Below are 13,633 nucleotides of genomic sequence, written 5' to 3'. Positions count from 1 at the left end.
AAGGAGCCGTCATCCGAACAGATCGTAGTGATCTCTAACGGAAAACGGCTCCTTTTTATGCTAAAACGGTAAAAATGGGGATGTCTAGTACACTACACTTCCCACGGAAAATCTGTCGTCAGAAAACTAGCCAGCTGCTTGCTTTCTTCCCTCCGCTGACGCCGTATGGCTGCGCGCGATGGAGCCGTCTGGTGTAATTGTATTTGCTCCTCTGTTTCCGGAATCACCTGTGGGACGGTCACTTTACGATTGTTCTCGTCCAATGCCACAAAGGTCAGGAAGGCGGTAGCTGCAATTTTGCGATCGCCAGTCATCAATCCCTCGCGAATCACTTTTACGAACACCTCCATCGAGCTGCGGCCTGTCCAAGTTACGAACGCTTCCAGCGTGACAGAATCGCTCGGGTGGATAGGCAGCAAAAAATCTACCGAATCCGTCGAGGCTGTTACTGTGTTCGTACGGCACAGCTTGGCGGCAGCAATAGATGCGATATCGTCGATATATGACATCAATCGGCCTCCAAAGAGCGTGTTATGATTGTTGATATCGTTGGGAAATACTCGGGACGTCTTAAAGCAGTAGGTTTCTCGGATGTACTTGCTTTCCATGGGTTCTTTCCTCTCTTTTCCTCGTTGCTCTCTTTTTATATCTCAGGATTTTGCAGAATCCTGTGTGGAAGTCTGTTGTAGACTATGTTAATCATCCCACTAATCCGCATAATAAATCAATACATAAAAATCGGCATCCTCATCCGAATCATTACGATAGGTATGGATATCAGATCCTTGAAATTGTACGGCGTCCCCTGCACTCAGTTGGAGCTGTTGCCCCTGCATTTCAAAGTACATTTCCCCACGGATCATGAGAATCGTTTCCTCTCCCAGATGCTCTTCTGCCTTGTGTGTAAAGCCTGGCTTCAGACTTACCGTGAATACCTCGAACTTCTTTTCCGAGTGATACGGGAAGACAGGGTAAACAAAATAGTTACCGTCCTCATCAATAACTGGATGCAGATCTGCTCTACGAATTTTGGTGATTTGCGGCGGGTCTTCCTTAAGAAAGGTGGAGAAGGATACGTGCAAGCCGTTCGCAATCTTCCAAAGTGTGGTTACCGTAGGATTAGATTTCCCCTTCTCAATTTGAGCCAGCATCCCTTTGCTAACCCCTGTCAGTTCAGCCACCTTATCCAAACTAAGTCCTCTAGTTTTCCTAATTTGAGCCAAATTAGAACCAATAATATATTGCATTGAATCCACCGAATTATACCTCCTCGTATCCCAAAGTCTATATATGAAGAATACACAAAAGTGTCCGCTGTAGCTATAATTTACTGTTGACATTAACTATAAATGTCCTTAAACTTCACTTACTAAAACGTTTTTCAAAACTATTGTAATATCCTGAAGGGGGCCGCTATCCTGTGACTTTTCCATCCCTGAACACCCAACAGGCGAGAAAATCAACGTTGACTATCTAGGAGGGACTAAATTTGAATCCGCAAACCCGCAAGTCCCGCCACATGTACATGATGCAGCTGGCGACAATTTTTATTGGCTTTATTGTATTTGGTATCTCGGAGAATATAAAAGGTCCTGCCATTCCACGCATTCAATTCGACTTCAATCTGGATGAACAGCAGCTCGGAACATTGTTGTCTCTAAACGCACTTGGTTATTTGATTGCCTGCTCGTTCACCGCTGTCCTTGTCCGTAAGTGGGGAATCAAGGCGGTCAGCATCATTTCTTTTGCTTCCATGATCATCTCGGGAGTGTTCATCTACCTGTCGCACACGTATCCGTTCTTCGCTTCGTCCTACTTCTTGATGTATATCGGGAACGGCATGCTGGAGATTGCACTCGCAATTTTGGGGGCGAGGATTTTTGTGAAAAATACCGGCACGATGATGAATTTGTCTCACTTTTTCTATGGGCTTAGCTCAACAGTCGCCCCTTTGCTGGCGACGGGAGTTATGTCACTGACGGTATTTGGGCATACGCTAGACTGGCGGGGAATGTATCTGGCTATGTTGTCGCTCTGCCTGCTGCCGATTGTGGCCGCGCTGCTCAGCACCTTCCCGGGAGACGATCTGCAGCATGAGGAACGGACCTCACTCAAGACCCTAACCCGCGATCCGGCACTCTGGATGATGGTAATGATCCTGTCGTTTGGGGTAGTCTCTGAGCTCGCAGTTGGGGGCTGGCTAGTCAACTTTTTAGAGAAAGCGTATTCATGGAGCACGGTGAAGGCGTCCAGCATGCTCTCAGCGTTTTTTCTTACCTTCTCGTTGGGGCGCCTGTTGCTTGGTCCACTCACAGACCGGATGGGGTTTGTACTTTCGACGATTCTATTCTCCGCCTTCTCAGCGATATGCACGTTTGCAGCAATCGCGGGTGGGGAGAGACTGGCGTTTCTCTTTGCCGCATCGGGTGCCGGCATTGCAATGATCTATCCGACCGTGATGGCGTTCATAGCACGGAGATATCCGAAAGACAGTGATACAGCTATTACGTTCGTCGTCACACTGATGGGCATAGGTAGTGTCATTGGCAACTATGTGATCGGCTGGGTAATCGAAGGGGTCAAGATAGTCTACGGAGCAACCACTGAGCTTGGCATACTGCGCGGGCTTCAGGCGGGATATGGAGTTATTGGTCTATGTGCAGCCATCTGCGCGGTCTCGGGAATGATTCTCTACGGATATCTGAAAAAACGGCAAGAGCTTATATAAGCCACCACCTTAGGGTTGTCCCATAAGTCATGAACTGACTGGGGCGCCCTTTTTTTACGAACTACTTGTTCGCTATAGGGATTATTCAATATAACATACAATTGTATAATATATTGATACTTCGCAATTTCCGTTATATACTATTATAAAATTTATACACTGGGGGTAAGGTTAACATGTCCATAGCTTCGGAATTGAGCGGAACGAAGCCCGATTCACTGAGCGTTTTACAAGGGGTTAAAGATTGTATTCCTACACTGCTTGGTTATGTATGTATTGGATTCGCAGCTGGCATTGTGGGCGCTTCATCAGGGGTTAGCACCATGGAAATTGGTCTGATGTCAGCGCTTGTATACGCAGGCGCCTCCCAGTTTATTATGTGCTCGATGCTGGCGGCAGCCAGTCCTCCGTCTGTCATTATTTTAACGACATTTATTGTGAATGCTCGCCATCTGCTTTTAAGTGCGTCATTGGCTCCTTACTTTTCTAAATACTCACTGTGGAAAAACATAGGCATCGGTATCCTTTTGACGGATGAATCCTTTGGGGTAGCGTCGGATAAATTGGCTAAAGGCGGGCAGGTCAGTGACCGCTGGATGAACGGACTTAATATTACAGCTTATCTCGCTTGGATTGCTTCCTGTGTGGCTGGTGGAGTGCTAGGGAATTGGATTTCCCAGCCGGAAGCTTTTGGTCTAGACTTTGCCTTACCTGCAATGTTTCTGGCCCTACTCATTTCCCAGCTCCAAAGTGTCCAGACCTCCAAACTCAAGCATCGCCTGCTGCTTGTGCTATGTATGGCCGTTCTAATGTACCTTTTGTCCTGGTGGGTGCCATCACATATCGCAGTCATTGTAGCGACCATGATCACCGCAACGATTGGAGTGTTAACTGACAAATGAGTATTAGTCCCAATGTCCTGTATATCATTATCGGCGGTATGATTGTCACGGCAATTCCGAGAATCATCCCCTTCGTCGTGCTGCAAAAACTGACGTTGCCCAAACCTGTGTTACAGTGGCTGTCCTACATCCCCATTTGCATCTTCACGGCACTGGTCATGGAAAATCTGCTCGTACGAACTGAAACCTCGGTCACTCTTAATGGGCAAGTGCTTATAGCGGTCCTTCCTACGCTGGTGACCGCTTTGTGGAGCAAAAATTTGCTGGCTACTGTGGTTGTGGGTATTGTGAGTATGGCTGTAGTTCGAGTTTTGTGGTTGGGATAGAAAATCCCCTCCTAAAATAGGAGGGGATTTGTCCTTTCTTACGATCCGCCTGTCGCCTTTACCAACGGAGGTGACAGCATCTCTTGCTCAAGTTCACTTTCTCCTTGTGAAAGATACGAAGATGCTTGTAGCCTGAACATTTCAGCGTATACTCCGTCCATATCCATTAAGTGTTTATGACTGCCCGCTTCCACAATTCTGCCCTCCTTCATTAAAATAATGGTATCCGCCATACGTGCGGAGGACAATCTGTGTGAAATAAATACTCCTATTCTCTCGTGAACAAGTTGATCAAATTTTTGAAAAACTTCCTTCTCTGCGTGTGGGTCTAAAAAAGAACTCGGCTCATCCAACACATAGATATCAGCATTTCTCATAAAAGCCCTAGCTATTGCTATGCGCTGCCACTGCCCTCCAGATAGCTGTTGTCCATCTTCAAACCATTTTCCAAGCAGAGTGTTCAGTTTTTCTGGCAGACCAGCTATCAAATCTACAATGCCTGCCTTATCAATAGCTGTCCAAATGGCCTCATCATTTTCTCTGGCAGCCACATGACCAAAGCCTATATTATCCCTAACAGACATCTCATAATGTACAAAGTCCTGAAAAACGACGCCTATCTTTCCCCTAAAGCTGTCTTTATCCAATTCGTGTATTGAGTGTCCATTAATTAAGATTTCTCCTTCAAAATCAGAATACAGATGAGTGAGTAACTTCACAATTGTTGATTTACCCGATCCATTTCTCCCTACAATGGCTAGCTTCTCTCCTTGATGAAGAGTAAAGCTAACATTAGAGATGGCATTCTCCTCCGTGTTAGGATATCTAAACGATACATTTCGAAATTCAATACTGTGTATAGCGGACAAAGGCAAGTGTTGAACTGACTTTTGCATTTTCGTTTCCTCCGGCATATCCAGAAAGTCAAAAAGCTGCTTAATATACAAGTTATTTTGACACAGACTTAAAATACCTTGTACAATGCTCTGCGACGTTGACTGGGTTAACGTGATACCTTGAATTAAGCTCACCAGGTTCCCCACTAAAATTTGACCAACATAAGTGGCTTGTATGGCCATGAAAATAATAAATGCGCATGCACCCTGATTCACAATCTGAAATGCAAGAGAAGTATAGGATCTACGAACCGCCAGCACTTTATCCTCACGATAAAACCCTTCGAGTATTGTTTTATACCTTTTTCGCAGATAATCTCCCAGTTGAAATATTTTCACTTCTTTAAAACTATTATCTCTCGTCACCAAAAAAGACAAGTACCAGGATTCGCGTTGTCTTCCTGCTCTTTGAAAGTGAACATTAAATTCTCTTTGCCCAATGCGTAAAAAGGAATAGAATGACAAACATGGAATGAGAAAAATGAATAAAAACGCCCACCATCTCCACGCAATAAGAATAGCACCCGTCGAAAATAAGGTTACCACACTGCTCATAATGGCGAGGATCTGAGTAAATATTTCAAATGGTCTGTAATCTGCTTCTCCCTGAGCACGTTGAAGCATATTTTGCACATCTGCATCCTCAAACGACTGCAAAGACATCTTTTGTGCTTTTTCAATAATTCTGATATTTACCTGGTTTGATAGCCGGCTTTGAAACATTTTACGAAAAAAGCTTTCCCCAATATTGATCAGATCGTACAGCAAATTGACACCTATTAGAACACCAAAAGCTATAAAAACAGGCTGAAAGCTTCCTCCTGACGCTCCTGCCACAACACTATTAATTAATTCCCTCGTTGCTAAAAGGATCACAGCAGGAACGGCACCCTTCAACAAATTTGTAATAAGTATAGCGATCAAAAAAGTAGGGTGTGTGTCCCAAAGCAGCCTGAATATACGAGGCCAAAATAAAAAGGTACGAAATATATTTTGGTAGGACAAGGAAACCAGGTCATTGGTTTGTCCTTTAGACTGTGACATGGCGCACTCCTTTCCGATGCAACAGGTTGGCCGCTGTATGCTTTGCCAAAGCCATACATTTCATTTCCCGTTCCCGATTTACACCCAGCAGACGATTCAGGTGCATATGAATGATACTGCCTAAAATATCATTAGCATGGTTCGTAAGCTCATGATTGTTTTCAGCCAGGGTTATCGCTTGAGCATACTGTTGAATCATGGCCTGTCTTTTTTCTACAAGTGCCAACAAAGCGACCTGTGTAGCCGTATCCGCTTGTCTAATCCATTCATATTCCGATTCTACAGCGGTAATCAATGCTTTTTTAATATCCCTGAACGCCTTCATATAAGGCTTGCTGTCAATTCTACCTTCTAGCCAGTCCACTTGCTCCTGAATCGTTAAACCAAAGCTGCTTAAATAGTGAATAATGTTAATCACAGCTGCAATCTCTATGTCCAGATTGAAAGCTTTGGAACGAATTCCTGCCATATAGGCGATAACCCATCGGCTATCCACGTCAAAAACCTGTTCTGCCAGGTCCATAAGTGTCTGCCCTCCATACCTCTCCAACTCAGGAAGGTATGTATCCAGTACCATATGTGTGATAAGTCCCTCTTCACGCAGCTCACCTGCCCACTGATTTAATTGCGCCAAGCCAGCACTCCATAGTTGACCTGGCTCTCCTTGAAACCGCAGACGAATATGATGCTCAGGATCAACGTACCGCAAAAAATAAGATTTTTTACTCCAATCCTCAAATTCCGGGTTATTTCGGAGTTGATCCAAGCTTAAGGAAATAAGATCCGTTTCCCTTTCCTTGACTCCATACAATTTAAGGTACAGCCATTCACCTCCTGGAAGGAACCCTCTATGAATGCCCGAAGGGGTATAAGCCATGAATTTTTGAGAATCCATCTTGTGGGGTAAACTTGGAATACTCGGCTTCCCCTTTATTTTTTTCTTCTTGAGCGGAAACACAAATTCCCCCATATATCTTCCAGCGGTCCCATGTAGCGGGGTATGGAATGGATCGCCCAAACACTCGGTAAGAAGCAGTTCCTGTCCTTCCCTCATCTTGCTCATCTCACGAAGCAATTCTTTGATATGGAAGAGATTGCACAGGTCCAATAACAGTCGGTTATCTCCCATCGTTAAATAAACATAGCGTGGCACATTCCACTGTTCTCTCCAAGTATGAAAAAGCTCCTCCCTTGCTTGAGGCTCAGTTAAATCTGAAATATTCAATGCAGCCTTGCCAAGCCTCCACTGCGCAGCACTAATAACAATTTTTCCATATACAAGTCTTGGCAAAAAAGGAGACTGCTCTAGTGGCCCCCAGTCAAAGTATGACCATGTGCCAAGCTCTTTGTTGGTGATATCGGTCAAGAATCTGAATACATGCGGTGAAAGCTTGTAATTAAGCATATGGGTTTGCAGGGGGATGATTTCTTTACCCAAACGCCTGGACTTGACATAGAAACGGTCGTGAGTTGCACCTATCAATAAATCATCCATGTGTAGTGTCTGCTCCTCATCTTTAGAAGAGGTCGTTCCGGACACGATTTCATATTCCATAAAATTTTTGCTCAGTGATATATTCGATATTTTTCCCTGGTCAGGCATAAAAACCATCTCTGCCAACAAGGCGTCGGGATGAAAGCATCGGTGATGATCATAAATATCAGAGAATTTCTGAACATACTCTTCACTAAACATATCCAGAAAACGTCCAAAAGTTTTACCTGCCCGATTAGAACCGGCGCTGGGCCCAAGTAAAAGCTTATAGTCTCCTGAATCAACTTTTTCAGGTGATTCGGCAAATATACTGTAGTATACCTCCATAGATTCCGGGGAAGTGTCATCATTATCGGATATCGTCAGCTGCTCCAACTGCTCATCTGAAAGAACGATTTCTATGTCATGGTTGGCAATGGCATTCGAAAGCCATTGAAAGAGAACTGCGTTGCGTTTAAATGCTTCCATGCCCATTGATTTTTTCTCATTGGTACGATACGTCTTTGGTATACCAAGTCCCCAATCCTCATCAAACAGTTCATTGATAGGGACCTCCTGGTACACTCCGTACTTTTCCAAAAAACGATTTAAATATTCGTCCAGTTCATCCATTTTTGGGGATGAAAACAACCTGCACATGACTTCAGCTCCTAATGCAACATCATCGAGCACATGTCTCGGCAGCGTTACTTCTTGAGCTAATTTGACATCGACCTGTACAGGCGTTTTTACAGCAATGATATCTAGCATTTTTCCACATAGTTCCCGGTAGGCCTTCTCTCCTTCTCCAATCATGCACTGATTGTATTGTCGTAATAAAATATCAATTTCGTGTAAAATGTCAGTCCAATAATCAGACATGTCCATTTTTTTAATTTTTTCAAATATGTAATGAAAAGGTGAGTGATCCATCAGTGGAGGTCTAAGCTCGCTCAAAATAAACTCTTGCTCTACAAGCTGCTGCAAAAAATGAGCGATGATTTCCGTAGTAGCGTCAGGAAATGCCTTCAATAGTAATTCTTTAAGCTCCATCACCTGAATCGGATGCTCAGCAGCTTCAAACGTCAGGCGAACGACGTCCGTAAGCCGAATGGAACTAAACATTTCGGCCGAATCATCGGTTTCTGCCGCTCCATGCTTAGGCCGAAATGGTAATTTGGCGCGATCGCCCTTGATCATAACCGTTCGGTTTAAAAAAACCTTTAATTGATCAAATATGACTGGGTCAGACTCCATTTTTCGGATAATCTTATATATCCATTCCATGTCAGGTCTAGCTCTCTTCAGATGTTGATGATAGGTACCTATGTCCAAATGGGTAGTATCCTTACAAATCCCTTGCCCCACCCCTGAAAATAATCCAAATGGAGTCGTTCGAGTAGTCATCCGAATAAAATAACGATAAAAACTATTTAGCGTCTTCTCATACTTTTGTAACTCTCCTTTATCTTCCAAAGCATCGTCATCGTTCAAGTAGTGTAGAAACTGCATAAGGGACGGAGAGGCCAATGAAATAGCTTCTCGAATAACAGCTTCACGGGACACAAGCTTTAGTCGACGAGTGATTTCCTCCAAAGAAAGATGGCTATCTACATCTTGATCCGAAAACACCTCAAAATATTGCTCTAACGGTAGTAATGGGGCTCTGATTAGAAAATAATCACATGCGCTGAACCATCGTTCATTCTTATCTCTCGGTTCTCTATGTAGGTTATGAGCATCAGTGTAATGCAGTTGTCTCTTCACAACTGGCCACCTCCAAGTTTTTAGGAAATATATTCAACCTGTAACCGATTCCATGGCATGTTACCAGTATTTTCGGATGACTTGGATCATCTTCTATTTTCTCTCTCAATTTTCGGATATGCACATACACCGTATTAGATGTAGTAAAAGCATCAACTCCCCATACTCTGTCTATAATGTGATCAATCGTGGATGCACACTCTTTCGCTGTAAGGAGATACATCAATAATCGAAATTCCATCATCGTCAGCATATGCTCATGTCCTTGCTTCCAAATAACCTTACCAGCAGGATCAAAAATGACATTGGGTGATAAACTAATTGCCTCCTGATCTCTTTCCAGACCATATTCAGATGAAGCCATGGAAAGCAGTTGTTTGAGGAGATCCAATTGCCGTTTGTCATCACAATGATAGGATAGGAAGATAAATGGGACTGTAAATTTCTCTTTAATGGTGTGCCAGTGAGATAAATCCTCTAGCGTTACATGATCCTGATTCAAAGCTACACCGATGCACTGCTCATCAATATCCGGTAGAGCCTGGTAAAGCGAATCATAAAACATAATTTGAATGTTTTCTGGAGTGCTTAAAGTCTCAAAAAAATGCTTAATCTTCTTAAAGGATGATATAACCATAAATTTTTGTTTCATCTAATCCTCCCCAAAAACACGGCTTCAGATAAGCAGTTAAGACAGAGCTTTTACGAAATTAGAAACAATTCACTCCATCTCCCTGAATATTTAGGTTGTTCCTTCCCTACTCCATAGTCCAACAAGCTTAATGCAATTCCTGTTGCCCCTTGCAGTATTCCTATATTATGAACATGAGTTGTCCCCTCCAAGTCCTGATAACCAAATGGGAGCTCTTCATCGTATAGATTCATCAACTTTAATGCTATTTGGTCGGCAAAGCCTAATGCAGCTTGATTACCAGTGAAGTAATAGAATCTATGAGCCATATGAAGCAAACCCGCCAATCCATGACAGAAAGTGGGGGATAGCGCGTTTAAAAGCTCATCATCCAAGCAAAATACGGATTTCATAGCTTGTTCAGCTATCTTTGTCCATTCTTCATTGCTACACTCCATTCCTGCTCTGAATAAAGTCCATGCTATCCCACAGGTTCCATGGCACCAGCCTTCAATTTCTCTCATTCCTTCTTTGTTATCTGTCTTGTTCATTGAAGTCGCTTGAGAGCTTACAGGCCAATACAAACCATATTGATCCTCCTGAATTTGAATAAGCAAAAAATCGGCTATATATTCTATAGCCTCATGTAATCCTTTAACTCTAATCTTTTTTTGTAGGGCAGTGACAAGTAGTGCAAGGATTCCGGTGATGCCATGCGCCATTCCTAGATGAATCGAAGTCGAACTTCCCCTTGATACCGAATGTATATATTCAGGTATAAAGTGCGTTATAGTATCTAATAGTTGATGGGTCAGATTGCACATCTTCTCGTCGTCTTCAGGAATCTCTAATGTGTATCTGCCCACTCCGAGCAGGCCGTGGATAACGTCCATCTGCTTGCTGAACTCTGTAATTGTATTTATAACGGGTGACTTTACCCATTGAGTACGAATATAATCATTTATTTGATTTAACAGTTGCTGATAATTAGCTCTGTTATTTGAGGCAAGCAATATTCCATATGCTACACCTGTAGAACCATAGTACAGAGATATATCGGGTAGTAATATTAAAGAATTGCGATGTAAATACAACAACTGTGTATGCACATGTTCTGCCCAATTCTGATCAGGTTTCAGATAACCCCACTCGGCCAACAGCACGAATACACCTGGAACTCCATCAGCAAGCCAGCCGGGATTCCAAGGGGCCGTCCCACGCGAAGGTGAAAGGTTGTTTCTATGATGAACTATTTTTTCTGTATATGATAGGTCTATCAGTTTTTGTGTAATATTTTTGCTGATCTCAACTGACCTTTCCTGCAAATCTCCAACCATAATTCCTCCCCCTATTTTATAACCGGGAAAAGACACGGTTATAAAACCGTGCCTTTTGTACCTTGTTTCTCGTTATTAACACGTTTTGCAGAAAGAAAGACTAACTTGGCAATTCAAAGTACCTGTTGCACATGAAGGAGTACAGATAAGACCGCTAGCTGGTTGAACCTCTTTAGGAGCAACCTCATTTTTGGCAACTTGCAAGTCCAGATCAAATTGATTTTTCATTTTGCTACCTCCTTTTATTTTTTACAATTTTATTATAATTTATATAATCTTAACTAGACTTTATAAAACTCTTACATCCATCTTAAATTTAGTGAATGCAATTAAGATAATCCCTCGTTACTTTTTAGAATTTTTAAGGACAACTCGCCAGCTTTGAGCAACAATATAATGAAGGAAAAAATGAAAGGGGCATTCGTATGAAAACGGACCATTTTGTTATGGAAGCATGCGAGCAATTACAGGCAAAAGACTTCAGTACAACAATCGCCTTGCGCCTGAGTAACCCTGAATCGGTCTACAAAGCAGTCCACGCAGAGCAAAATATTTCACCCGAAACAAAATATCACCCATGGGGAGATACTTCGCTTTCACACGGTTATCCGGGTAATATTTTTTTACTATCTCAATGTCGTGCTTCAGATTCCACGTATGATTGGAATCAGGCAATCTACTTGAATATGAAGCACATTCAAGCTTCACTTGCTAAAAAAGGTCTGAATAATGTCTCACTTTACAGCGGCTGGACCGGCATCGCTTCTTCTGTGAGAGAAGCCTCCAATCATGGCGAATACTACAGCCATTTTTTACAGCAAATACATGAATGGATGATTCCTCTGACAGAACAATGGCTGCAATTGAATACAGCACAATTAGCTCTGCACGAAGGGATGCCCATGCAATCCTTTGATACGATTTCAGGAGCCTCCGGGATTGGGAGATATATTGTGATGAACTCAACCGATCCTAGTTGTGCTCCTCTTGTCGAGCCTATTCTTCAATTTTTAACCGATCTCACATATCCTATAAAAATTCACAACCGCTATGTTCCAGGCTGGTACTCTCCGCAAAAGTTCCAATTTTTGGATCGTGATAAAAGCAATTATGCTATGGGTAATTTCAATTGCGGAATGGCACACGGCATTCCCGGACCACTGGCCTTACTATCTGTAGCTTACAGTTCTGGAATTGAAGTAAAAGGCCAATATCAAGCGATTGAAACGATTACGGAATGGCTGCTTAAGTATAAAAATGAGGATACATACGGCTACTACTGGCCTCATATTGTTCCTTTTGAAGCTGAAACAGCCTCTTTACAGTTAGATTTAAAACGAGCAAGAGAAGCCTGGTGTTACGGTACTCCCGGCGTTGCCTGTTCCTTATATCTTGCCGGGAAGGCTCTTCATGATGAAGAACTGCAAAAAATGGCTGTGAAGGCCTGTATCGGTGCCATTACCTATGAGGTTACTAAGCAGGAAATGGACTCCTCTGCATTGTGTCATGGTCTTGCCGGGTTACTTACGATCTCCTGGCGAATGTGGTGTCACAGTAAGGAACCAGCGTTTATCCCGCTTATTCAACACTTAACCAGTCAGCTGATAGATCGCTTTCAAGCCGATAGCCCACTTGGATATCTGGACCCCGAGCCAAGGGCAGACAGCTCTTTGGCCTGGCTGACAAAAGCAGGCCTGCTTGAAGGCGTCGCCGGGATTGCTTCTGCTTTATTAAGTGTTTCTGAGAACAAAGAGATGCCCTGGGATTACATGCTCATGCTATCCTAGCTACAGCCAATCCCTATTCACAAACATCTTTCTTCCAGCAAATAGATAGGCTAAAAACGTAAAAAGTACAATCAAACCAAGACTATAAGGCTCAACTCTAGGAGCATAGCTCGCTGTTTGCGGCAACATGATATAATAAGGAATCGTAAAAGGAAACCATGCGCCTATGGAAGAGTGAAAGCCTGTCATAACAATATTAGGCACCACACAGCAAATAGCCATTCCTAGTGAAGCTCCAAAATTGCGAATTTTCACCGAGAGCATAAGCTGGAGGGCTGCCAATGGTAGAATCCCGAACCACCCTCCCCATCCGGTAGAAAGGACGAGCAACCAAGGGATTTTTCCTGGAGCACCTGCTATATACCCACCTACAAAATATCCTACTATGAATGTAAGCTGATCAAGAAACAGGATGAGAATGAGCAATATATATTTTGCATAATAGATTCGCTGACGGGGATATGGACTGCTCAATAAAATCTTCCATCCCCCGTCTCGATGTTCGTATGCGCACAAAAGAGAAGCGATAATTCCACAATAAAGCGGATAAAAAAACATCGAGTGAAATTGCGCCGCATAGGTGTATAGCATTAACCAGCTAGGCTCATAAAATTGCTTCAAATCGTTCAGTTCCAGGACTCCCATTAAAGAATTGATAACCGCATCTAATATAATGAGAATCCATACCATGCCCCATTGAAGCTTCATCGCTTCCACGCGTAAAATGGATCCCATACTACT

12 protein-coding genes are annotated in these 13,633 nt (G+C 43.1%); 4 read left to right on the top strand and 8 right to left on the bottom strand.

Translation table 11 applies throughout. From position 1 onward, the window contains the following. Nucleotides 1–92: 92 nt before the first annotated feature. Nucleotides 93–608: an acyl-CoA thioesterase gene (locus tag ACH59B_RS08200; protein ID WP_014599583.1), complete on the bottom strand. Its 516-nt coding sequence runs from the start codon at nt 606–608 to the stop codon at nt 93–95. 99 nt (nt 609–707) lie between these two features. Further along, nucleotides 708–1,256, bottom strand: a complete 549-nt coding sequence (locus ACH59B_RS08195; protein ID WP_017426682.1) for a helix-turn-helix domain-containing protein — start codon at nt 1,254–1,256, stop codon at nt 708–710. A gap of 233 nt (nt 1,257–1,489) precedes the next feature. On the opposite strand from ACH59B_RS08195, the gene ACH59B_RS08190 reads away from it, so the two are divergent. The 3 genes from ACH59B_RS08190 (at nt 1,490) to ACH59B_RS08180 (ending at nt 3,956) form a co-directional block, all read left to right on the top strand. Beyond that, on the top strand, nt 1,490–2,728 hold the full coding sequence (locus tag ACH59B_RS08190; RefSeq protein WP_017426681.1) for a sugar MFS transporter: 1,239 nt from the start codon (nt 1,490–1,492) through the stop codon (nt 2,726–2,728). A 176-nt stretch (nt 2,729–2,904) separates the two neighbouring features. Then, the gene (locus ACH59B_RS08185; protein WP_016820470.1) at nt 2,905–3,630 is read left to right on the top strand and encodes an AzlC family ABC transporter permease; all 726 of its coding nucleotides are present in this window, start codon (nt 2,905–2,907) and stop codon (nt 3,628–3,630) included. Further along, nucleotides 3,627–3,956, top strand: a complete 330-nt coding sequence (locus tag ACH59B_RS08180; protein ID WP_017426680.1) for an AzlD domain-containing protein — start codon at nt 3,627–3,629, stop codon at nt 3,954–3,956. Before ACH59B_RS08185 ends, ACH59B_RS08180 begins: the two co-directional genes overlap by 4 nt. Before the next feature lie 38 nt (nt 3,957–3,994). Here the strand turns inward: ACH59B_RS08180 and ACH59B_RS08175 are convergent, their stop codons facing one another. From ACH59B_RS08175 to ACH59B_RS08155, 5 genes are all read right to left on the bottom strand, one after another. Then, the gene (locus tag ACH59B_RS08175) at nt 3,995–5,728 is read right to left on the bottom strand and encodes an ABC transporter ATP-binding protein (RefSeq protein ID WP_231124963.1); all 1,734 of its coding nucleotides are present in this window, start codon (nt 5,726–5,728) and stop codon (nt 3,995–3,997) included. Nucleotides 5,729–5,882: 154 nt separating this feature from the next. Beyond that, complete coding sequence (locus tag ACH59B_RS08170) at nt 5,883–9,137, bottom strand: lantibiotic dehydratase (RefSeq protein ID WP_017426678.1); 3,255 nt, start codon at nt 9,135–9,137, stop codon at nt 5,883–5,885. Then, the gene (locus tag ACH59B_RS08165; RefSeq protein ID WP_016820474.1) at nt 9,112–9,789 is read right to left on the bottom strand and encodes a winged helix-turn-helix domain-containing protein; all 678 of its coding nucleotides are present in this window, start codon (nt 9,787–9,789) and stop codon (nt 9,112–9,114) included. Before ACH59B_RS08165 ends, ACH59B_RS08170 begins: the two co-directional genes overlap by 26 nt. Nucleotides 9,790–9,839: 50 nt before the next feature. After that, entirely contained in the window at nt 9,840–11,105 is a 1,266-nt protein-coding gene (locus ACH59B_RS08160) for a lanthionine synthetase C family protein (RefSeq protein ID WP_016820475.1), read from the bottom strand. A gap of 75 nt (nt 11,106–11,180) precedes the next feature. Continuing rightward, the gene (locus tag ACH59B_RS08155) at nt 11,181–11,333 is read right to left on the bottom strand and encodes an FDLD family class I lanthipeptide (RefSeq protein ID WP_016820476.1); all 153 of its coding nucleotides are present in this window, start codon (nt 11,331–11,333) and stop codon (nt 11,181–11,183) included. Between the two features lie 197 nt (nt 11,334–11,530). Between ACH59B_RS08155 and ACH59B_RS08150 the strand changes: the two genes are divergently transcribed. Then, nucleotides 11,531–12,892, top strand: a complete 1,362-nt coding sequence (locus tag ACH59B_RS08150; protein ID WP_153794423.1) for a lanthionine synthetase C family protein — start codon at nt 11,531–11,533, stop codon at nt 12,890–12,892. On the opposite strand, the gene ACH59B_RS08145 is transcribed toward ACH59B_RS08150, so the two are convergent. Next, the gene (locus ACH59B_RS08145; RefSeq protein WP_404303613.1) at nt 12,893–13,627 is read right to left on the bottom strand and encodes an ABC transporter permease; all 735 of its coding nucleotides are present in this window, start codon (nt 13,625–13,627) and stop codon (nt 12,893–12,895) included. It abuts the gene before it with no gap. Nucleotides 13,628–13,633: the final 6 nt, after the last annotated feature.

Source organism: Paenibacillus sp. DP01, from assembly GCF_044784315.1.
GTDB classification, from domain to species: Bacteria; Bacillota; Bacilli; order Paenibacillales; family Paenibacillaceae; genus Paenibacillus; species Paenibacillus polymyxa.
This window is presented reverse-complemented; position numbering and strand designations above follow the sequence as displayed.

Bases quoted from the DNA above. Each gene is read 5' to 3' on its own strand.
- ACH59B_RS08200 (WP_014599583.1), bottom strand. From the start codon at position 608: ATGGAAAGCAAGTACATCCGAGAAACCTACTGCTTTAAGACGTCCCGA.
- ACH59B_RS08185 (WP_016820470.1), top strand. From the start codon at position 2,905: ATGTCCATAGCTTCGGAATTGAGCGGAACGAAGCCCGATTCACTGAGC.
- ACH59B_RS08180 (WP_017426680.1), top strand. From the start codon at position 3,627: ATGAGTATTAGTCCCAATGTCCTGTATATCATTATCGGCGGTATGATT.
- ACH59B_RS08165 (WP_016820474.1), bottom strand. From the start codon at position 9,789: ATGAAACAAAAATTTATGGTTATATCATCCTTTAAGAAGATTAAGCAT.
- ACH59B_RS08160 (WP_016820475.1), bottom strand. From the start codon at position 11,105: ATGGTTGGAGATTTGCAGGAAAGGTCAGTTGAGATCAGCAAAAATATT.
- ACH59B_RS08155 (WP_016820476.1), bottom strand. From the start codon at position 11,333: ATGAAAAATCAATTTGATCTGGACTTGCAAGTTGCCAAAAATGAGGTT.
- ACH59B_RS08150 (WP_153794423.1), top strand. From the start codon at position 11,531: ATGAAAACGGACCATTTTGTTATGGAAGCATGCGAGCAATTACAGGCA.
- ACH59B_RS08145 (WP_404303613.1), bottom strand. From the start codon at position 13,627: ATGGGATCCATTTTACGCGTGGAAGCGATGAAGCTTCAATGGGGCATG.